The organism is Desulfobulbus rhabdoformis (genome assembly GCF_016919065.1).
In the GTDB taxonomy this organism is placed as follows: domain Bacteria; phylum Desulfobacterota; class Desulfobulbia; order Desulfobulbales; family Desulfobulbaceae; genus Desulfobulbus; species Desulfobulbus rhabdoformis.
The window spans coordinates 16,286-36,292 of sequence record NZ_JAFFQA010000039.1 but is presented as its reverse complement, the minus strand read 5'-3'; the positions used below and the strand labels follow the sequence as shown (position 1 = coordinate 36,292).

19 protein-coding genes and 1 tRNA gene are annotated in these 20,007 nt (G+C 51.5%); 7 read left to right on the top strand and 13 right to left on the bottom strand.

Translation table 11 applies throughout. From position 1 onward, the window contains the following. Window positions 1–299 precede the first annotated feature (299 nt). The 11 genes from rho to JWJ90_RS17435 all read right to left on the bottom strand — a co-directional run bounded on the left by rho (window position 300) and on the right by JWJ90_RS17435 (window position 8,527). On the bottom strand, window positions 300–1,547 hold the full coding sequence (gene rho, locus JWJ90_RS17485; RefSeq protein WP_205228502.1) for a transcription termination factor Rho: 1,248 nt from the start codon (window positions 1,545–1,547) through the stop codon (window positions 300–302). A gap of 394 nt (window positions 1,548–1,941) precedes the next feature. Next, a complete protein-coding gene (gene coaE / locus JWJ90_RS17480; RefSeq protein WP_240195013.1) occupies window positions 1,942–2,562 on the bottom strand; it encodes a dephospho-CoA kinase in 621 nt (206 codons plus the stop codon). Then, entirely contained in the window at window positions 2,559–3,536 is a 978-nt protein-coding gene (locus JWJ90_RS17475) for an RluA family pseudouridine synthase (RefSeq protein ID WP_240195012.1), read from the bottom strand. The genes coaE and JWJ90_RS17475 overlap by 4 nt, the downstream gene beginning before the upstream one ends. 16 nt (window positions 3,537–3,552) lie before the next feature. After that, on the bottom strand, window positions 3,553–4,032 hold the full coding sequence (locus JWJ90_RS17470) for a CarD family transcriptional regulator (RefSeq protein ID WP_338032343.1): 480 nt from the start codon (window positions 4,030–4,032) through the stop codon (window positions 3,553–3,555). Window positions 4,033–4,354: 322 nt separating this feature from the next. Beyond that, window positions 4,355–4,948, bottom strand: a complete 594-nt coding sequence (pth, locus tag JWJ90_RS17465) for an aminoacyl-tRNA hydrolase (protein WP_205228501.1) — start codon at window positions 4,946–4,948, stop codon at window positions 4,355–4,357. Window positions 4,949–5,062: 114 nt separating this feature from the next. After that, window positions 5,063–5,620, bottom strand: a complete 558-nt coding sequence (locus tag JWJ90_RS17460; protein WP_205228500.1) for a 50S ribosomal protein L25 — start codon at window positions 5,618–5,620, stop codon at window positions 5,063–5,065. A 56-nt stretch (window positions 5,621–5,676) separates the two neighbouring features. Then, window positions 5,677–6,615 (bottom strand): ribose-phosphate pyrophosphokinase, encoded by a 939-nt coding sequence (locus JWJ90_RS17455; RefSeq protein WP_205228499.1) that lies wholly within the window; start codon window positions 6,613–6,615, stop codon window positions 5,677–5,679. A 21-nt stretch (window positions 6,616–6,636) separates the two neighbouring features. Then, window positions 6,637–6,711: transfer RNA gene (locus JWJ90_RS17450), tRNA-Gln, on the bottom strand. Between the two features lie 38 nt (window positions 6,712–6,749). Continuing rightward, on the bottom strand, window positions 6,750–7,625 hold the full coding sequence (gene ispE, locus JWJ90_RS17445) for a 4-(cytidine 5'-diphospho)-2-C-methyl-D-erythritol kinase (RefSeq protein ID WP_205228498.1): 876 nt from the start codon (window positions 7,623–7,625) through the stop codon (window positions 6,750–6,752). Window positions 7,626–7,635: 10 nt separating this feature from the next. After that, window positions 7,636–7,947: a DUF1844 domain-containing protein gene (locus tag JWJ90_RS17440; RefSeq protein WP_205228497.1), complete on the bottom strand. Its 312-nt coding sequence runs from the start codon at window positions 7,945–7,947 to the stop codon at window positions 7,636–7,638. 325 nt (window positions 7,948–8,272) lie between these two features. After that, the gene (locus tag JWJ90_RS17435) at window positions 8,273–8,527 is read right to left on the bottom strand and encodes a hypothetical protein (RefSeq protein ID WP_205228496.1); all 255 of its coding nucleotides are present in this window, start codon (window positions 8,525–8,527) and stop codon (window positions 8,273–8,275) included. Between the two features lie 205 nt (window positions 8,528–8,732). Between JWJ90_RS17435 and gltX the strand changes: the two genes are divergently transcribed. The 6 genes from gltX (at window position 8,733) to feoB (ending at window position 15,771) form a co-directional block, all read left to right on the top strand. After that, window positions 8,733–10,220 carry a glutamate--tRNA ligase gene (gene gltX / locus JWJ90_RS17430; RefSeq protein WP_205228495.1) on the top strand — a complete coding sequence of 496 codons (1,488 nt, stop codon included), beginning with the start codon at window positions 8,733–8,735 and terminating at the stop codon, window positions 10,218–10,220. 119 nt (window positions 10,221–10,339) lie between these two features. Further along, a complete protein-coding gene (locus JWJ90_RS17425; RefSeq protein ID WP_205228494.1) occupies window positions 10,340–12,034 on the top strand; it encodes a glutamine--tRNA ligase/YqeY domain fusion protein in 1,695 nt (564 codons plus the stop codon). A gap of 2 nt (window positions 12,035–12,036) precedes the next feature. Further along, window positions 12,037–12,279 (top strand): FeoA family protein, encoded by a 243-nt coding sequence (locus tag JWJ90_RS17420; RefSeq protein WP_205228493.1) that lies wholly within the window; start codon window positions 12,037–12,039, stop codon window positions 12,277–12,279. 647 nt (window positions 12,280–12,926) lie between these two features. Next, window positions 12,927–13,250, top strand: a complete 324-nt coding sequence (locus tag JWJ90_RS17415) for a FeoA family protein (protein WP_205228492.1) — start codon at window positions 12,927–12,929, stop codon at window positions 13,248–13,250. 54 nt (window positions 13,251–13,304) lie between these two features. Further along, complete coding sequence (locus JWJ90_RS23975) at window positions 13,305–13,481, top strand: FeoB-associated Cys-rich membrane protein (protein WP_205228491.1); 177 nt, start codon at window positions 13,305–13,307, stop codon at window positions 13,479–13,481. A 121-nt stretch (window positions 13,482–13,602) separates the two neighbouring features. Continuing rightward, window positions 13,603–15,771 carry a ferrous iron transport protein B gene (gene feoB, locus JWJ90_RS17405; RefSeq protein WP_205228490.1) on the top strand — a complete coding sequence of 723 codons (2,169 nt, stop codon included), beginning with the start codon at window positions 13,603–13,605 and terminating at the stop codon, window positions 15,769–15,771. 4 nt (window positions 15,772–15,775) lie between these two features. Here the strand turns inward: feoB and JWJ90_RS17400 are convergent, their stop codons facing one another. Further along, on the bottom strand, window positions 15,776–16,411 hold the full coding sequence (locus JWJ90_RS17400) for a class II aldolase/adducin family protein (protein ID WP_240195011.1): 636 nt from the start codon (window positions 16,409–16,411) through the stop codon (window positions 15,776–15,778). Further along, window positions 16,408–17,499 carry an S-methyl-5-thioribose-1-phosphate isomerase gene (mtnA, locus tag JWJ90_RS17395; protein WP_205228489.1) on the bottom strand — a complete coding sequence of 364 codons (1,092 nt, stop codon included), beginning with the start codon at window positions 17,497–17,499 and terminating at the stop codon, window positions 16,408–16,410. The genes JWJ90_RS17400 and mtnA overlap by 4 nt, the downstream gene beginning before the upstream one ends. A gap of 362 nt (window positions 17,500–17,861) precedes the next feature. Between mtnA and JWJ90_RS17390 the strand changes: the two genes are divergently transcribed. Continuing rightward, complete coding sequence (locus JWJ90_RS17390; protein WP_205228488.1) at window positions 17,862–19,997, top strand: HDOD domain-containing protein; 2,136 nt, start codon at window positions 17,862–17,864, stop codon at window positions 19,995–19,997. The last annotated feature ends 10 nt before the right edge of the window (window positions 19,998–20,007 follow it).

Genomic DNA, 20,007 nt, shown 5'->3' with positions numbered 1-20,007 from the left:
GGACACTCCTGGTGAAATAGTGGGACTCGTAAAAACTCAAAAGTGCACAACAACAAAGAGTTGAAACATGCACAAAACATCCCCTCCGATGGTATTGCGGCGAGGATGGCATTAACCCTACAATAATTTTTAACCAAAAAATGACAATATAACGTTTTTCCCCGTTTCTTGAAAGAAAAAACAATCCTGCCCGAGCAAAGATTCCCTTCTTTTTTCAAAAGAAATGCTCAAGGTGCGCAAAAAAACGATTCTTTATGTGGAAAAATTCTTTTCTACGACAAGGGGATGCGCATACCGGATCAACGGTTCATCGAGGCAAAAAATTCCTGATTATTTTTGGTCTGCCGCATCTTATCCAGCAAAAATTCCATGGCATCGGCAGGGTTCATTGAAGAGAGCAGCTTACGCAGAATCCAGATACGATTGAGATCGTCAGGGGGCAGGAGCAGGTCTTCTTTACGGGTACCGGATTTTTGAATATCAATGGCGGGGTAAATGCGGCGGTTGGCCATCTTGCGATCCAGGACGATCTCCATATTACCGGTCCCCTTGAACTCCTCAAAGATAACCTCGTCCATACGGCTTCCGGTGTCAATCAGGGCGGTGGCAAGAATGGTCAGGCTCCCTCCCTCCTCCATATTACGGGCCGCGCCGAAAAATCGTTTTGGCCGGTGCAGGGCGTTGGCCTCCACACCACCGGAAAGAATTTTCCCCGAAGCGGGAGTCACCGTGTTGTAGGCGCGGGCAAGACGGGTGATGGAGTCGAGCAGGATAACCACGTCTTTCTTGTGCTCGACCAATCGCTGTGCCTTCTGGATAACCATTTCAGCGACCTGAATATGGCGCTGGGGCGGTTCATCAAAGGTGGAGCTGACGACCTCGGCGTTGACGTTGCGTTTCATATCAGTCACCTCTTCGGGACGCTCGTCAATGAGCAGCACGATGAGGATAACCTCTTTATGGTTGGCAACAATGGAGTTGGCGATCTTCTGCATCAACATGGTTTTACCGGTCCGGGGCGGGGCGACGATCAAACCACGCTGGCCTTTACCAAGGGGAGCGGCAATATTGAGCACCCGCATGGAAAGATTATCCGGAGCCGTTTCCAGATCGATCAGCTGATCGGGATGCAGTGGCGTCAGATTGATAAAGGCGGTCTTGTTCTTAGCTGCCTCGGGGGGCTCGTAGTTGATGGTATCAACCTTGAGCAACGCAAAATAGCGCTCGTTATCCTTAGGAGCACGAACTTCGCCTTCAATTGTGTCTCCGGTGCGGAGGTTGAGGCGGCGAATCTGTGAAGGAGAGACGTAAATATCATCCGGACCTGGCAGATAGTTATAGTCCGGAGCACGGAGAAAACCGAATCCATCCTGAAGGATCTCGAGCACGCCGCTGCCGCGCAATTTGCCATCCTCATCAGCCTGCTCTTTAAGTATGGCAAAAATCAATTCCTGCTTGGTCATGTTGCTGTATCCCTCAATATTGAGAGAAGCAGCGAGGCTGACGAGTTCTTTAATTTTTTTGTTTTTCAACTCAGTTGGATTCATTGACCAATCATCCCTCCATGAGGTCAGTGCAAATAGACCGCAGCAGTCAAGGCTGCGGCTTCAGTATCAAATGTAAATATAATGGAATTAACGGCGAGATTCTACCCAACGCCATAATTTTGAAAGTATCCGTCGGGAGTAATCAGTGAAACGCAATGGAAACTGCTTGTATTCTTGCCGATCCCTGAACTGGAAATTGGGAAAGAAGCATCCCTCAGGTGTGCAAATTCCACTCAATTTAATTCAGCCACGCATGCACGATGCGAACTAGAATCAAATGCCTATATTTTTCGCGTGAAATATCAGAACAAGAAACCGATGGGTAGAAATCGATCTGTTGAGATGTTACTGTGCTAAATATTGGTTTAGCCCGAGCCTGTCAAGCACTTTCTTCCTAAAAACTCCCTGCAAACCGTTCAGAGAGCGCGTCTCCGAGTCGGATAACTTCCACACGGGTCTGTTGCCAGGCACCACTGTTATCAATGCAGTAGTCGGCCAGCCGAGCTTTTTTTCCCAGATCCATCTGGGACCGAATTGCCTGAGCGGCCTGGAGCCGTGACACCTGATCACGGTGCATTATACGGTAACACTGGCACCCACGTCGAGCAAAGACAACTAAAACCGCATCCACCACATGCTGCCACCCCGCCTCATACAGCAGCGGAATCTCAACCAGCACCAAATTTCCTCCAAGTTGCTGCACCCGTTGCATCATGAGGTCTTGGGCAAGAGGGTGGAGCAGGGAGTCCAGATGGCGGCGAAAATCATGATCGCCAAAAAGCTTCTCACGTAATTTTACGCGGTCCACCTCCCTGTTGGCCAGAAGAAACTGCTCACCAAAATTTTTTCTCAAGGCAACCCAGCCAGGCTCACCGACATCAAGAAGTGTCTTACAGCAGTGGTCCACATCCACCAGCGGAGCCAGGCAGTAACTGGCCAGCAGGCGACTCACAGCGCTTTTTCCAGAACCAATGCCGCCGGTAATGCCAAGAGTAAAGGGAGCCACTGCCATCATGCACACCGCAGAGTATCAAGCAGTGTCTGCATATCATTCCACAGCGGCGCAGTAAAGGACATGGCTTTGCCATGAATGGGATGCGTAAACTGCAGGATACTGGCATGCAACATTTGCCGCCCGACATGATACCCACTTTGCTGGCTCACCGATCCGCCATAGAGGCGGTCACCAAGCACGGGGGCCTTTACCCAAGCCATATGCACCCGAATCTGATGGGTCCGCCCCGTCTCAATACCAATTTGGGCGAAACACCAGCCATTGGCAAACACTTCAGTAATTTGCCAGTTGCTCGCAGCATATTTACCATCAGCTGGACGTACCGCCATTTTTTTACGATCAACGGGATGGCGGCCTAGAGGCTGCACAATGCGCCCCTGCGGATCGCGCGGAGAGCGCAGCAGCAGGGCCTGGTAAGTCTTGTGAATGCGGCGATCTTTAAAATCAACCATGAGCGTGCGCAAACAGAACTCATCCTTAGCCACCAGCATGATGCCGGAGGTATCCTTATCCAGGCGGTGAACAATCCCAGGCCGTTCGCCATCAAGCGAGGGGAGCTCGTGACAGTGGTAAAGCAAACCATGCACAAGCGTACCCGATTGATGGCCACAGGCAGGATGCACCACCAATCCAGGCGGCTTGCTGATAACCAGCAGGTGCTCATCCTCAAAGAGAACAGGGAAGTCTATCTTCTCCGGGGAAAGCGGCTCATCCTTGAGGACGGGGAACTCAATACACACAGAGTCCCCCTCTCGAAGACGGTATCCAGCCTTAACGGTTTGTTCATTAACCCGCACGTCGGCGGAGGCAATGAGTTTGTTCAGCGATGATCTGGAATGTTCCGGAAAGTTGCTGGTCAGGAACCGATCTAGCCTGAGTCCAGCCTCACTGGCAGCAACCAAAAACGTTTTCGAGAGGTCGTTTTCGCGTTGGTGCTCGGGTGGAATGCAATGTGGTACCGACGACTCGGTCATCAACTACAGTCGCCTATCAGCAGAATAATTTTTCGATCTGTTTTTCGATGTTTTCTTCGTCTGTTTTTTGAGCCAAGGAGAGCTCTTTGACGAGAAGACTTTTTGCTGTATCCAACATTTTTCGCTCACCGTAGGAAAGATCTTTATCCTCTTTGAGCAAAAAGAGGTCCCGGAGTACGACAGCCACCTCAAAGACGGAACCTGTTTTAATTTTCTCCATGTACTCGCGATACCGTCTATTCCAGGTCTGTGAGGTAATTTTCACGTCACGTTCTTTGAGGATATCGACAACTTTCGTGACTTCATCACCTGAAATTATGGCTCGCAAGCCTACATTGGCGCTATTGGCGGTCGGGATCATAATCGTCATGTCATTATCAAGAATACGCATGACATAAAAACTCTGGTCAATACCACCAATTGTTTGCGTTTCGATAGCTTCAATCAGGCCTACGCCATGGGCCGGATAGACAGCCATATCACCTTCTGAGAACACATGTCCCTCCAAAACGAAAAAGAAAAGGCAGTCTACATTTCGCCCCTGATTTGACTGCAAATATCTAAAGTGTTACGATAACATATTTTTTCAATAATCGCAAAGGATGGTTCCCCCCCTGTATCGCAAATAATGGAAAAGGAGTGATTTTCTACAGGTTATCTCCGGGCGATTACACCAGAAACCTCTGCAATCACCTTTGGCAAAAAGATGCAGATTCCGGTTCAGAATTGCTTCCATCTTTTTAGAAACAAATTTTCCTGAGGGAGTCGTCAAGCTGCAAAGCACTCCTCACCCGGCAAATTCAAGGAGGAGATCAGGATTAAAAACGCCCATTGATGCTGTTCATACACCGATCGATCCCATCACAAACAAACAACTCAACAGCTTCTTCAACGACAGCAAACCGCTGCTCAAAAAGCTGCATCTCATCACTATGCATTCGAGAAAGAACGTAACGATCCACAGGTTGCCCCCGCCCCTGCTCATTTTGTGGAGGGCGACCAATACCGATTTTTACCCGGGCGAAATCAGCACCGCCTAGATGCTGGGCGATAGAGCGAATACCGTTGTGTCCGCCAGCCCCTCCCTTCCCCACCACCTTTATTCGCCCGGTTGCAAGATCAAGATCATCATGCAGAACAAGAATCCGCCCCTTGGGAATCTTAAAATAGTCGGCAAAAGCACGAACACTTCCCCCAGACCTGTTCATGTAGGTCTGTGGTTTTAGGAATAAAAGTTGCCCCCCAAAACCTCGGGCCTGTGCATAGAGGCCTTCCATTTTTTGTCCCTCAATGCGACACCCTGTCTTTTGGGCAAGATAATCCAGAAAGATAAAGCCAACATTATGACGGGTCTGTTCATATTCCGGGCCGGGATTCCCCAGACCAACCAGAAGAAATCGATTGTCTGCCATAGATGAAAAAAATAAAAAGGAGTGGGTGATACCTGGCAAAAAAAAAGAGCCGGAAATAAATTTCCGGCTCAAACAACTCAATAAGCAGTCAAACTGCTCTGAACGAATCTGCTTTTAACTGACAGACACGCAGACAGCTGCAGCGTTATCCAGCATCTCAACCTTTTCGGGGACGGCCAGATCGCCATACGTGATTCCGGCACCACCTCTTTCCAGTGGAGTGATGTCTGTTTCAATCAGATCAGGAATATCCATGGGACATCCCTGCAGCACAATAGTGTCTTTAAAAATCTGCAGGTCACCACCCAGATCGACACCCTTCGCCACACCGGTATATTTAAGCGGTACAGTGAATTTCATCGGCTTATCCAAGGCGATCTCCAGAAAGTCTACATGAATAAGCTCACCGCTTATCGGATCTTTCTGAATCTCCTGAACCAGAACGTTACGCTCCGGTTTGCTGTCCCCTTCGATTTTCAGGGTCACAACGGCATTACGACCATGAATAAAAAGCAACCCTTTGAACAGTGCCGCTGCGTCAAACTGGAGAGGTACAGGCTGACCGCCGCCACTGTAAAGATTTGCCGGTGTCATTTCTTTCATGCGCAGTTGGCGCATCGGACCTTTTCCAAAGACAGTGCGCACTGCCGAATCTAAGTTAACTTGAATCATACCTTTCCTCCCCTATCCCCGGGTCCTATTACAATTCGTAAATAATCAGTTAATAATCAAACAAACAAACAGCTTACAGAATCCTCGGTATGGATTCTCTTAATTGCCTCTCCCAGCAATGCTCCAACCGAAAGCTCAGTGATTTTTTCACACTGGGCAGCCTCGGCCTTGAGAGGTATGGAGTTTGTGACCACGAGCGATTTTAAGCAGGAGTTAGTAATTCGCTCGATGGCAGGTCCAGACAGGACACCGTGGGAGCAACAGGCATGCACTTCTTTTGCACCGACTTGTTTCAGCATGTCCGCGCCACCGCACAAAGTACCAGCGGTGTCGACAATATCATCCAGAAGTATTGCGGTTTTACCGGCAACATCACCGATGACATGCATTGCCTCGCACTCGTTGGCTTTTTCTCGACGTTTATCGATAATGGCAAGCCCTGCATCAAGTCGCTTGGCAAACGCCCGTGTGCGTTCCACCCCACCAGCGTCCGGAGAAACCATAACCACATCTTCAAATTTATCCCGAATGTGTTTCAGGATAACAGGAGCAGCGTAGAGATGATCAACCGGTACATTAAAAAAACCCTGAATCTGTCCGGCATGCAGGTCCATGCACAGCACGCGACGTGTACCAACGACATTGAGCATCTCAGCAACAGCCTTTGCTGTGATAGGAGTACGCGGCCGCACCTTTCGATCTTGACGAGCATACCCATAATACGGCATAACTGCGGTGATACGACGGGCTGAAGCACGACGTACCGCATCAACCATAATCAACAACTCCATGAGATTGTCGTTGACCGGGGAGCAGGTTGGCTGAACGATGAAGACATCGGCACCACGAACATTTTCTCCGATCTCGACTGATACCTCACCATCAGAAAACTGCTTCACCTCGGCTGCGCCGAGAGGAACGTTTAGGTGACTACAAATCTCTTGAGCTATTGCTGGATTAGCGTTCCCGGTGAATATCTTCAATTGTTTGGGCATGACGAGCTGATTGTTAGCGATTGGCTGGGGCGGAGGGATTCGAACCCCCGAATGCAAGGATCAAAACCTTGTGTCTTACCGCTTGACGACGCCCCAACCCGTTTCTGATACACTGAGCGGACAGTGCTCTCTTTTTATTGCAAAGGCTCAACTAAAAAAACCTGAGAAAACTGCTGATTAAACACTCTTGCAGCCTCCTCGGCCTTTTGCCGATCCTTAAAAATTCCAAACAGCGTTGGTCCGGACCCCGACATCAACGCGCCCTCTGCGCCGAGCCCCAGCATCTCGTTTTTGATTCGCTCAAGCGCTGGATACTCTGTAAGCGTCACCCGCTCCAGGTCATTGACCAGCAACAGAGACAGGTCGGTGCCATAAAGTCCACCAACTACTTGCTGTGAATTTTTCAGAGTACCCGACTCGTCTTTTTCTGTCAACGCAAAATTCTGATACACCCAACGGGTTGAAACGGAAAAACCAGGATTAACCAACAATATCCAACAATCCCGCAGGGAAGCAATCGGCTCCATCTCCTCTCCGATCCCCTGTGCCCGCACAGCCGGAGCTTGATGAAGAAAAAAGGATACATCCGCCCCTAAAGAGAGCCCCATGGTAAACAACTCTTCTTCAGGGCACTCCCCGTCCAGCAATTTGTTTAAGCCAAGTAAGGTTGCAGCGGCATCACTACTCCCCCCGCCCAACCCCGCAGCCACGGGGATAGCCTTTGCCAGAACGATACGTACGCTAGGCCTCACCCCTTTTTTTTGTGCCATCCAGTCAAGAAACAATTGGGCGGCCTTGTAGACCAGATTGTTCTCATCTTCTGGGATGTCGGCCCCTGGGCATTGTAAACAAATCCCCTGCCCGGCACGATGCAAAGTAAGGGTGTCATACAAACCAAGTTTCTGCATGCACGTGTCCAGCAGATGATACCCATCATCGCGCCGCCCAAGAATTTTCAAGGACAGGTTAACCTTGGCCGGAGCGTAAACAGTGAGTAAATCCTGTGACATCAAGCCTCGCTTACAGCTTAACAAAACGCATCTTCAGCTCATACAGCACTCGGGTCACCAGTTCCTGCTCGTCCGCGTCGAGATTCCCCTTGGTCTTCGCCTGCAGCAAAGTGAGGGTATCGATGGTGTGTTTGGCAAGCTCACGATCCACTATACGCTGCCCGGTCTCTGGGTGCGGAAGCTCGCCCATGTGGTACAGCGCCGAGGTATTCAAGGAGAGCACCAACGAGGCAAAGGTCACCTCGGGCATAACACAACGTCCCGAGTCATCACGTACTTTTCCGTCAGGGCATTCGCCGCAATTTGAGAGATTATCGCTCATACTATTCCTCTCGCTGACACCGCTTACACAACCATATAAAAAAAACGGCGTTTCTGTTCGTTAATTCAACGCATTACAGAGCAGACAACAAAAACTTTGCATGCATCATTCCTTCAACAAAGGACAGAATCAGTCTCGTTACCAGCCCTTCTTTTGCCCCCAGACCCAATCAACCGACAACAGCCAGACGAGCCCGGAAGACTATAACGATATTCCCCCCCACACTTCAACACTAAATTCCTCTGCGTGAAACCGCAGCGGGTAAACCATGTGGCAAGCCGGACATTTTCCAGCATTTTTCACATCGGCCTTGAAGAGTGCTCACTTAGGAGCTATATATTTCAGGTTTTAAAGTTTGCTCTCCGACATTCCTGTCAGGCATAATAGGGGTATTGTCGTTAATTGAGGTATTTGTAAACAGATTTTGACGATTCCCCCCTCTTTTTCTTTCTATAGAAATTTTGCAAATCGCCAGGAGAGAACTTGAAGCTTTAGGGTACCTTGAAAAACTGCTCAGATGAAACGGCCCTGTTGCCAGCCAAGGCTGAAGGGAATCTTGAATAATTGCTTTTTCTGCCAATCTCCCGGAGCCTGGCGCTTACCTCGTTATGCTTAAAATTTTATCCTCGGAGGTAAGCGAAGACTCCGATATCAGGCATATGCCTGCGGTAAAATTTTTCACATGCCTTGACCTTGATTGAAAAATCTAATTATTCAAGACACCCTGAACAATTTTTCAAGCTACTTACCTTTCTCATTTAGACGAACCAAGCAAAGGAGTGTTCATGGAAGAAGTACGTGTGCGTTTCCCACCCAGTCCCACCGGTTATCTTCATATCGGCGGAGCACGGACCGCGCTTTTCAACTGGCTCTTTGCCAAGCAGCATGGCGGTAAACTCATCCTGCGTATCGAGGACACTGACGAAGAACGCTCGACCCAGGCCTCTATTGACGGCATCATTGAAGGCATGCAATGGCTAGGGATCGACTGGGACGAGGGCCCCTATTTTCAGACCGAGTTTTCCCAGGATCATATTGACGCGGCTAACCGCTTACTGGCCTCCGGACAGGCCTATAAATGTTTCTGCACCAAGGAAGAACTTGAGCAAAAACGGGAAGCAGCCCTGGCTCAAAAAAAATCTGATGTGGGCTATGACGGGACCTGTCGCCACCTGAGTGCTGAAGAAATTGCTGAAAAAGAAGCCCAAGGGATTCCCTACGTGATTCGTTTCAAGGTGCCCGAGCGTCAGGGGACTCTGTTTTACGACGATCAGGTTTTAGGACGCATTGAACGCGCCTACAGTGAATTTGAGGATTTCGTTATAGTTCGCTCCAATGGCAAGCCGCTCTACCTGCTCTGCAACGTGGTCGATGATATACGTGATCGTATCACCCACATCATTCGCGGACAGGACCATATGACCAACACCACCCGCCAGGTATTGCTCTACGAAGCCCTGGAGGCGCCTCTGCCCAGTTTTGCTCATATGCCGCTGACCCTGGATCTGAAAAAACGCAAGATCTCCAAACGCAGTCACGGAGAAATTGTTGCCGTCCAGTTTTATCGGGACAACGGTTTTATTCCCTGGGCCCTGTGTAATTTTCTCTGCCTGCTTGGCTGGAACCCCGGTACCGAGCAGGAATACTTCAGCCGCGAAGAGTTGATCCAGGCCTTTGATCTTTCACGCATGAGTCGGGTCAACTCGGTGTTTAACTTTCGCCCGGGTGATGCCAAGTTTTTCACCGACCCGAAGCTCATCGCCATGAATGAGCATTACCTGCGCTCCATGGACCTTGAAGCGCTGGGAACCATGGTGCAAAAAGAGCTTGCAGCGGCAGATCTCTGGGACGAGGCCTACGCGACCACCCAAAAGGACTGGTACCTGCATACGCTGGGACTGATCCGCGATCGCTTTCATACACTCAAGGACTTTACCACAGCGGGCCGAGCGTATTTTGCCGAGGACTATGGGGTCGATCCCAAACCGCTGAAAAAAAATGTGCTCAAGCATCCGGACCTGAAAACCTGGTTGCCCCAACTGGCAGAGCGCTACAAAGGACTTGCCGATTTTTCTGCCGAAACCACCGAGCAACTCTGCAGAGAGTTCGCCGACGAGCTGGAAATTAAACCCGGTATCCTGATCAACGGCATGCGGACCGTGCTCACCGGCCAGCTGGCAGGACCATCCATGTTTGATATTGTCACAACCCTTGGACAAGAACGCGTCGTGGCCCGTTTAAGCAATATCGATCATCTGTACACCGAAGCCTAAGCCGTTTTGCAAGGCACAACGTGCCATCAGGTGAAGACTCGACACGCTCAGCGAGTCTTCACCTCAGCCAAACAATACAAACGCCCCTCCTTCTCGTGTTTTTTTAGGGAACACTACTTATGACCACCGAAAAAGAGACCACCGGCAAGCCCCTTGACTTTATCCGTCAAATTATCGCCGAAGACCTGGCTACAGGTAAACACAGCAGCATTGTGACCCGATTTCCCCCGGAACCCAACGGTTTTCTTCATATCGGCCACGCCAAATCAATCTGCCTTAACTTTGGTGCTGCTCAAGAATTCAAAGGCCGCTGCCACCTGCGTTTTGACGACACCAACCCGGACAAGGAGTCCACCGAATATGTCGAATCCATCAAACGCGATGTCCACTGGCTCGGTTTTGACTGGGGAGAAAATCTCTTTTACGCCTCTGACTACTTTGATCAACTCCATAACTTTGCCGTGGAACTGATTAAACGGGGGAAAGCCTATGTCTGTGAGTTATCAGGCGAGGAGATTCGGGAACACCGGGGTACGCTCACCGAGCCTGGTAAGGAGAGCCCTTACCGCAATCGAAGCATTGAGGAAAACCTCGATCTGTTTGCGCGTATGCGGGCCGGTGAATTTGAGGAGGGCAGTTGCGTCCTTCGCGCTAAGATCGATATGGCCTCGCCCAATATTGTCATGCGCGACCCGGTTATCTATCGCATCTTGAAAAGCAACCACCACCGTACCGGTGATAAGTGGTGCATCTACCCAATGTATGATTTCACCCACTGTCTCTCCGACATGCAGGAACAAATCACCCATTCACTCTGTACCCTGGAATTTGAGAACAATAGGGCCCTCTACGACTGGGTACTCGACACGCTCAACACGCCGAACCACCCGCGACAGATTGAGTTTGCCCGGTTGAACATCAACTACACGGTCACCAGTAAACGCAAGCTGCTGCAGCTGGTCACCGAGGGCCATGTCTCCGGCTGGGACGATCCGCGCATGCTCACCATTTCAGGTCTGAGACGCCGTGGCTACACTCCGGCTTCGATTCGCAGCTTCTGCCAGACCATAGGCATAGGCAAACGGGAATCCTGGATTGACATGGGTGTACTGGAAAATGCGGTACGTGATGATCTCAACCTCCATGCCACCCGGGTGTTTGGCGTGCTCGATCCCCTGAAAGTCGTCATAACCAACTATCCAGAAGGCCAGAGCGAGGAGCTCGTCGCCCAAAATCATCCGCAGAATCAGGACATGGGAGAAAGGGTCGTTCCTTTCAGCCGAGAGATCTACGTGGAACGCTCGGATTTTATGGAAGATGCTCCAAAAAAATTCTTCCGCCTAAGTGTTGGTCGTGAGGTACGGTTGCGCTATGCCTACCTGATTACTTGCCAGGAGGTCATCAAGGACGGTGACGGCCAGGTGATTGAACTGCGTTGCACCTATGACCCGGAAACCCGTGGCGGCTCCGCCCCCGATGGACGCAAGGTGAAGGGAACCATTCACTGGATTTCCGCCGAGCACGCCCTGCAGGCTGAAGTGCGCCTCTATGACCGGCTCTTTACCGTTGAATATCCCGATGCGGACAAAGAGAAACATTTCATGGAATTTCTCAACCCGGACTCGCTCACCGTGCTCTCAAACTGTATGTTGGAGCCTGGTCTTGCCCAGGCTACTGGCGATGACCGCTTCCAGTTCGAACGCCAGGGCTATTTCTGTCTGGACGCCCGTGAAAGTACTGCCGACAAACCGGTTTTTAACCGGATCGTCACCCTGCGCGACAGCTGGGCTAAAATAACCAAAAAGGGGGCCTGATCATGGCCAAAATCAACCTGCGCAAGATGGCGATCAACCAGAGCGGTACGATTGTTGCGGTCAAGGTCGGTGGTGAGCTGGGCAGACGTATTCGTGAAATGGGGCTGGTGCCGGGGGCAGCAATCACCATCAAGCAGCGAGCCCCATTGAACGACCCTGTTGCCCTGCGCGTGCTCGATGGCACCCTGACCCTGCGTAACAACGAGGCCGATTATATCGAGGTCGAGGTAGACCTGGGGCCCTGAGAGGTACAACCAGTTCACAGCTTCTCAACAGGCCCCTCCCCTTCAGGGTGCCCTTCGCACGAGTCAAGCATGTACCTCAAATCGTGGCGGCGGTTTCCCCTTCACGGAATCGGATTTCGATGAATATGGGCAGGTTCGTCCCTGCCCTTCTCCCCTTTTCTTCCATCCATCCTTCTTTTTTTAAGGAAAAGGGCCCCAAGGAACAAAACACACACCATGGGCTTGCATGTATCCAAGGCAGAGCTACCTGTTCCTCCAATATTTTTTCTTTCCAGCGCGTCTTCTTCCACAGCACGATAAAACTTCGCCATGTCTAAAAGATACCACTCGATACGCACTCTCAAGCTGCCTTAAAAATCCTTAATCTTTTGGCTTCCCCTTGGCAAAGCTGTTGACAGTGAGCATTGTTTGGGATAACTAACAATGACTGTTTTGCCAAGGGAGTTGGCGGTGAGTTGGTTCTCCCCGCCACACAAAGATGCACCTGAAGATTCACGTCAAAACAGCCAACACAAGTCCTCTTGCTCAGTAGCTTGAGCGGTCTTTGCTGTACGGCTGTCGACGCAAGGATGTTTTGAGTTTGAAGTGTTGTTTCTCCAACAACCTTCACAGTGCGAGACCCAATCCACGGGGCGTTTGTTCGATCTATGGCTACAAATGAAACAAAAGATTCCTGCTTTTTTCTCACCGATTTTTTTTCAAAATGTCGGCGCAGGAAAAGATGTGGTCGTCGTGCTGCCCAATCAAGCACTCCGCTTTCCCAGTCCTGCTGCCACGGACGTTTTCGCGTCTGCTCGGTCAATGGAGACAGGCGGACCTGTGCCAGAATGGCCAACCTTGGCCTACTCCCTGGTCGTGAGCTAGAGTTGCTCTGCAAGGGGAACGGTCAACAGTGCATGGTCAAAGTCAACGGTGGCACTATCAGCCTTGATGCCCCCACCGCCTCTTCCATCATGGTTGCACCGGTCTGATCCCCTGACTGCTCAGTCATTGTCTACTGTATACTTTCGTACAAGGAGGCACACATGCAACAGATCATCGTTGTTGTGATTGTGGCAGGAGCCATATTTTTTCTCGGCCGAAGACTCTACAAGACTTTCAGTTCTGGCCAGACGCCTGGTTGCGGCTGTGGTTGTTCCGGCTGCCTGGATCAAACCCAATCCAAGTCTTTAAAGAGCCCTTTCCCCATGCACAGGCCTTGAACAAACTTGACCCTATATTTTTTTGATGGCCAAGGTCTCATAGCGCGTGGAGTAACTCGGTCCACTCGCATCAAAGGCCCCTTATCCCCCTCCACCTCTGCCCAGTAGAGCTCCACCATCCATGAAAACCGCTCTGACCATTGCACTTGCAGGTAACCCCAACGCGGGGAAAACAACTCTTTTCAACCACCTCACCGGTGCCAGGCAACACGTCGGCAACTATCCAGGTGTAACGGTGGAACAAAAAGAGGGCTGTTGTCTTCATAAAAGCAAGGGGCTTCGTGTGGTTGACCTGCCGGGCACCTATTCGTTGACGGCCTACTCGGTAGAAGAACTGGTCGCCCGGGACTTTATCATCAACGAGAAGCCCGATGTGGTGGTTGATGTGGTCGACGCCTCCAACCTGGAGCGTAACCTCTATCTCAGTTGTCAATTTCTTGAGCTGGGAGTCCCCCTGATTATCGCACTCAACATGGTGGACGTCGCGGAAAAGCGCGGCCTGGCCATCAATACCGAGGAACTGGGGCAACGCTTGGGAGTGACGGTGGTTCCCATTATCGCCCGTACAGGGAAAGGAGTCGATGAACTTTTAGATGCGGTGTTGCGTCTTTCGGAGGCCACCACCACCCCACAACCGGCATTTCTCCGCTACGGCTCGGACGTGGATGAAACCCTTGCCGATATGCGGGAGGATCTCGAGCTTCTTGACGAACTGCGCGCGATCTACCCGCAACGATGGCTCGGAGTTAAACTGCTGGAAAATGACGAGCAGATTGTACAAAAGGCTCAGGCGACCTCCCCCGAGGCAGCCAAGCGGCTGTTGGCCCGCTGCGATGAAGTGGCCAACCACCTGCAGCATACCCTGGGTATTTACCCCGAGGCGATGATTGCCGACCATCGCTACGGCTACATCAAATCAGTTATGCACAAGGGGGTTGTCACCCGAAAGTTTGTTGGGGACAGGCTCTATACCTCCGACAGGATCGACAAGGTGGTGACCCACAGGCTCTTGGGCCCGCTCATCATGGCCCTTGTGCTTTTTGCGCTGTACACCTTTACCTTCAGCTACAGCACGGTCATGGTCGACTGGCTCGCCTCCTTCTTTTCCCTGATCAACACCACCATCGATGGTCTCCTGCCTGACGGCCCGGTCAAATCCATGCTTATCTCCGGTGTCGTGGATGGAATGGGAGGTGTCATGGGATTTGTTCCCATCATCATGTTCATGTTTTTTGGCATTGCTGTGCTGGAAGACTCGGGCTATCTGGCGAGAGTGGCCTTTATGATGGACCGCATCTTTCATTTTTTTGGATTGCACGGCTCTTCGGTTATGCCCTTTATCGTTTCCGGCGGCATTGCCGGGGGCTGCGCCGTTCCCGGGGTGATGGCAACCCGCACCCTGCGCTCTCCCAAGGAGCGTTTGGCGACCCTGCTCACAGTCCCCTTTATGAACTGTGGTGCCAAGCTGCCGGTGCTGACCCTGCTCATTGGCACCTTCTTTTCCGCCCATCAGGCCAGATATATGTTTCTAGCTACGTTACTGGCCTGGATCGTAGCCCTCTGTGCGGCCAAACTTCTGCGTATGACCGTTCTTAGAGGCGAATCAACCCCCTTTGTCATGGAACTGCCTCCCTACCGATTTCCCACCATTAAAGGATTGTTCATACATACCTGGGAGCGCACCTGGCAGTACATGAAAAAGGCAGGAACTGTTATTCTTGGTATTTCTATCTTGATATGGGCAATGATGACCTACCCCGGCCTTTCCGATCAAGATCTTGCGCATTTTGATGCGGCGCGACAACAGGCAGAAAAGACGTACACGTCTGGAAGTGAAGAACTCAACCAGGCGCTGGGGAAAATCGATGCGGATCAGGCACTGATGCGGCTCAAGCATTCCTATGGTGGCAGAATTGGTGTTGCTTTTGAGCAGTTCAGCCAGTATGCCGGTATTGACTGGCGCACCAATATTGCCTTGATTGGTGGTTTTGCGGCAAAGGAAGTCATCATCTCCACCCTAGGGACAGCCTACTCCCTGGGTGAAGTGGATTCAGACGATTCGACCTCACTTTCGGATCGTCTGGCCAAAGATTCGAGCTGGAATCCGGTCAAAGCCTTGGCCGTCATGGTCTTTATCATGTTCTACGCCCCCTGCTTTGTCACCGTGGTCTGCATTGCCAAAGAGGCTGGCTCCTGGAAATGGGCAGCCTTTTCCATGGCATTTAACACCTTTTTTGCCTTTATCATGGCTGTAGGTGTCTACCAGCTGGGAGCGCTTATCTATCTTTAAGATATTAGGGCTTATACGTACCAAAACGTGCGAGCACCTCAGCCATGGCCTCATCCGACAACACCGGTGGTTCGCTGACCTGAATTGCCTGGAGATACATTCGGGCCAGGGTCTCCACCTCAATGGCCAGCCCAAAGACCCGCTCCAAATCTGCTTCAAAACAGAGCATGCCATGATGGGCAAGCAGGGTCGCCTTTCGCTCCTGAAGTGCCTCAATCGCAGTATCAGAAAGGGCCTGGGTGCCAAAGGTGGCATAGGGGGCACAGGGGATGGAATCACCACCTGCCATGGCGACCATGTAATGAAAGGCGGGAATATTCCGTTCCAGGCAGGCAAGGGTGGTGCAGTAGGGGCTGTGTGCATGGAGAATGGCCTGAGCATCCGGAAAAGAGGCGTAGATATCACGGTGCATGCGCCACTCCGATGAAGGTTTGCGCGTTCCCTCAATCACTCCATCCATGTCCACAAAAACCATATCCTCTGGCTGACACTTGTCATAGGGCAGCGCTGATGGTGTAATAAAAAAACCATTTCCTGCGCGCGCACTGACGTTGCCAGAGGTCCCTTGATTAAGCCCCTGGCTGTTCATCAAGCGGGCAGTTGCCAATAGTTGCTGGCAGAGTGTCTCCCGCTCCATCATCCTTTCTCCGGATAGAGCCCTAAAAGCCCTTGCTTACTGGCGCTGCAAACGCCACGTTCGGTAATGAGCCCTGTCACCAGGCGGGCCGGGGTTACATCAAAGGCCGGGTTAACGGCTTGCGTCGCCGCCGGAGCAATGGAAAACCGGCCTACCCCACCGCTGGCATCTACCCCCATAAGCTGCAGAACCTCATCCTGCCCGCGCTCTTCGATAGGGATCTGAGCCACACCGTCATCCACGCCCCAGTCAACTGTCGAACCGGGGAGTGCCACATAAAAAGGCACCTCATTATCGGCGGCGGCCAGTGCTTTGAGATACGTGCCGATCTTATTACAGACATCCCCGCTGGCCGTGGTGCGATCGGTGCCCACAATACAGAGGTCAACCTGGCCATGCTGCATGAGGTGACCACCGGCGTTATCCACTATCAGATGATGGTCTATCCCTGCTGCCACCAGCTCCCAGGCAGTGAGGCTGGCCCCCTGGTTCCGGGGTCGGGTCTCATCCACCCAAACATGCACCGGAATCCCCTGCTCGCTGGCCTTAAAGATCGGTGCCAGGGCGGTCCCCCAATCCACCGTCGCCAGCCAGCCGGCATTGCAGTGCGTCAGTACGTTCACGGGATTACCGCCGTTTCTGGCATACACCTCGGCTATCAGTTTGGCCCCATGCCGGCCGATGGACTCATTGGTAAGAACATCCTCTTCGCAGATTTTTGCAGCTTCGGCGTAGGCGGCCTGCAGTCGCTGCTCTTCCTCAAGCGGCAGCAGCACTTGCAGCATCCGTTCTACTGCCCAGCGCAGGTTGACCGCGGTCGGACGACAACCGATCAGTTGCTCACCCATTTTTTTAAGCGCTTCTGAACCTTGATCTGCACGTAAACCAAGACAAATCCCATAGGCTGCTGTCGCACCAATCAAGGGCGCGCCACGAACCAGCATGCGACTGATGGCATCCATAGCCTGTTCAAGCGTATCCAGGCGAACAACCTTGAATTGAAAAGGAAGCAGGGTCTGATCGATAATTTCCACCCCTTTCCCATCATCTGCCAGCCAGATAGACCGATATGCTGTGCCGTTTACCTTCACCGTAGGACTCTCCTTACATTATTTTCCCCACTCTCATAGCTCTCAGGAGGAGCGGGATTGCATTAAAACTTGCCAGAATTCGTGAGTCTGCTGTTCAGCGATCACCAGCCATCACAAATTCAGGATATGGATTGAACGGGTATTTACTGATAAACCCTAACGAATAGCAATAAGTAGGGTCAAGCGTATTTTACCCCGTCCCCAAGAGCCATTCATAGCCTGCTGACAGACGGGCCTGGAAACTGGGGGATATTTCACCATGTAAAAACTGTTTCTTGTCTTGATACACTGGATTTTTGCCCACTGCTCTGCTATACAGAGACAGAATTTTATAAAATTCCGAACTTCCGGACTGTTACTCCATGAACACCCAACACGACGCACTCTATAATCTGAAAATTTCCGGCAACCTGCCCAGTATGCCCCAGGTTTTGGTGCGTCTGCTCGACAAATGCCAGGCTCCGGACGTTGATATTCAGGAAGTTGCCCAGATTGTCAACAAAGATGCAGCACTCAGTGCCAAGGTGTTACAGTTGGTCAACTCCGCCTTTATTGGTCCACGAAAATCCATCAATACTATTGAGCAGGCGGTTGTCTATCTGGGCATTGACTCCATACGCAATCTGGTCATTTCCGTTTCTGTGCAGCAGGTATTTCGTCGAGTTCAGACCAATGGTCTGCTCAACATGGACAGATTTTGGCACCACTCCTTCAGCAATGCTCTCCTGGCCCAAAAGCTTGCTCTTGTTCACGCCAAGACAGACCCATCCGAGGCCTATCTCGCCGGACTTTTGCACGATATTGGAAAGCTGCTGCTCTGGATGGCCTTTCCCGGCAGTTATGCCCCCCTCCTCTTAAAAGGAATCCGTTGTACCAATGCGCGACTCGCCTTTCTTGAAGAGGAAAAACTGCAGATTAACCACTGCCAGGCCGGTGCTTGGCTCTGTGAGGAGTGGCAGCTTCCTCCACTCATTGGTGACGCCATCCGCTACCACCACCACAGTGTTGCCGAAGTGCGACAGGCGCTCCCCCTCACCAAAATTATCTGCTTTGCTGACCTGCTCAGCCATAATCCCCCAGACGCTCCAGAATGTGTGGAGGCAGCAAAACACCTCTTTTCCCTTGCTCCTGAGGATATAGGGCCGCTGATTGCCGGTATCGATGAACAGGTTGCAGAGCTGGCAGATCACCTTGGTGTACGCCTGCCTAAACTCAACAAGACATCACATGACAACGACCCGGAAACAGAGGAAGCCCATAGAGAGACGTCGCTGGGGCTGATTACCCGCATTCGCGATATTTCCCAACTCAACGGACTCCTGGAAACCCTACTCAAAGCAGAGGAGCAGCAACATATCGTCTCTGCTGTTGAGCAAGGGGTGCAAATTCTATTCAACGAAAAAAAGACACTGCTGTTGCTTCCCCGGGGAGAGAAAGGAACACTTGTTGCTCAGCCCTCTACTGAGAACATGTTGGCCGCAAACACAAGACAGCTTGAATTCGATGCCCTTAACTCACCAGACAGCCTTCTGGCCCTTGCCATGGAGAGCGGGCACGTGCAACACTCTTTTGCAGCCCGGACATCCCAGGAGAAACCAGCTCACCTCTTTGATGCACAGCTGCTCAACCTCATGCATTCCGAGGGAATGATAGTCTTTCCTCTGCTCTGCCACGAACAATTTGAAGGGCTTTTAGTCATTGGCCTGAAGGCAAAAGCCTATGATTCACTGAAAAACCATCTCGATGGCTTACAGATGCTGGCCGGGCAGGCTGCCATGGCGCTCCAACTTGAAAACATGCGTCGAGTGCAAACCCAGCGTATCGTCTCAGAACGATTGGCTGCCGCCACCCTGGTTGCACGAAAAATCGGCCATGAGATCAACAACCCGTTGGCAATTGTCCGCAATTACCTCCATATTCTGGAACGAAAACTTGCAAAGGGCGACCCAATCAACGCTGAGGTTGGGATCATTGACGACGAGTTGGAGCGGCTGACCCGAATTACCCGCGGCCTTGAAGATCTCAGTACAGGCAATCCACCCCCCAGCCCGGTTTCCCTTGAGCTGACCCAAGCGCTTCAGAAAATCATCGCGCCCTTTCAGGCAACGCTTGATGCCAAGGGTGAGGTCCTACTGCAGTTTCAGGCTCCGGATGAGCCCCTTGAGTTCATGGTGGATCCCGGCTACCTGCAGCAGATCGTGCACAACCTGATAAAAAACGCACTTGAATCTGTTGACACTTGCGGGACTGTCAAGATCCACACAGAGCTCCGCGATGACCAGGTGTACATCCACGTGGAAGATACCGGGCCCGGCATCTCGCAAGAACACAAAAAAGAACTTTTTCATTCAGGGTTCTCCACCAAAAACAGCGCACATCGTGGACTGGGGCTCTCGATTGCCTTATCTCTTGCAAAACAGATGGGAGGACAACTGCACTGCTCCTCAACACCCGGCCAGACGCTTTTCACTCTGTGTCTGCCGCTAAAAATGCCCTGAATCCCTTGGA

Excerpts from the sequence above, each read along its gene's own strand:
- rho (WP_205228502.1), bottom strand. The coding sequence starts at position 1,547 with ATGAATCCAACTGAGTTGAAAAACAAAAAAATTAAAGAACTCGTCAGC.
- coaE (WP_240195013.1), bottom strand. The coding sequence starts at position 2,562 with ATGATGGCAGTGGCTCCCTTTACTCTTGGCATTACCGGCGGCATTGGT.
- JWJ90_RS17475 (WP_240195012.1), bottom strand. The coding sequence starts at position 3,536 with ATGACCGAGTCGTCGGTACCACATTGCATTCCACCCGAGCACCAACGC.
- pth (WP_205228501.1), bottom strand. The coding sequence starts at position 4,948 with ATGGCAGACAATCGATTTCTTCTGGTTGGTCTGGGGAATCCCGGCCCG.
- JWJ90_RS17460 (WP_205228500.1), bottom strand. The coding sequence starts at position 5,620 with ATGATTCAAGTTAACTTAGATTCGGCAGTGCGCACTGTCTTTGGAAAA.
- JWJ90_RS17455 (WP_205228499.1), bottom strand. The coding sequence starts at position 6,615 with ATGCCCAAACAATTGAAGATATTCACCGGGAACGCTAATCCAGCAATA.
- ispE (WP_205228498.1), bottom strand. The coding sequence starts at position 7,625 with ATGTCACAGGATTTACTCACTGTTTACGCTCCGGCCAAGGTTAACCTG.
- JWJ90_RS17440 (WP_205228497.1), bottom strand. The coding sequence starts at position 7,947 with ATGAGCGATAATCTCTCAAATTGCGGCGAATGCCCTGACGGAAAAGTA.
- gltX (WP_205228495.1), top strand. The coding sequence starts at position 8,733 with ATGGAAGAAGTACGTGTGCGTTTCCCACCCAGTCCCACCGGTTATCTT.
- JWJ90_RS17425 (WP_205228494.1), top strand. The coding sequence starts at position 10,340 with ATGACCACCGAAAAAGAGACCACCGGCAAGCCCCTTGACTTTATCCGT.
- JWJ90_RS17420 (WP_205228493.1), top strand. The coding sequence starts at position 12,037 with ATGGCCAAAATCAACCTGCGCAAGATGGCGATCAACCAGAGCGGTACG.
- JWJ90_RS17415 (WP_205228492.1), top strand. The coding sequence starts at position 12,927 with ATGGCTACAAATGAAACAAAAGATTCCTGCTTTTTTCTCACCGATTTT.
- JWJ90_RS23975 (WP_205228491.1), top strand. The coding sequence starts at position 13,305 with ATGCAACAGATCATCGTTGTTGTGATTGTGGCAGGAGCCATATTTTTT.
- feoB (WP_205228490.1), top strand. The coding sequence starts at position 13,603 with ATGAAAACCGCTCTGACCATTGCACTTGCAGGTAACCCCAACGCGGGG.
- JWJ90_RS17400 (WP_240195011.1), bottom strand. The coding sequence starts at position 16,411 with ATGATGGAGCGGGAGACACTCTGCCAGCAACTATTGGCAACTGCCCGC.
- JWJ90_RS17390 (WP_205228488.1), top strand. The coding sequence starts at position 17,862 with ATGAACACCCAACACGACGCACTCTATAATCTGAAAATTTCCGGCAAC.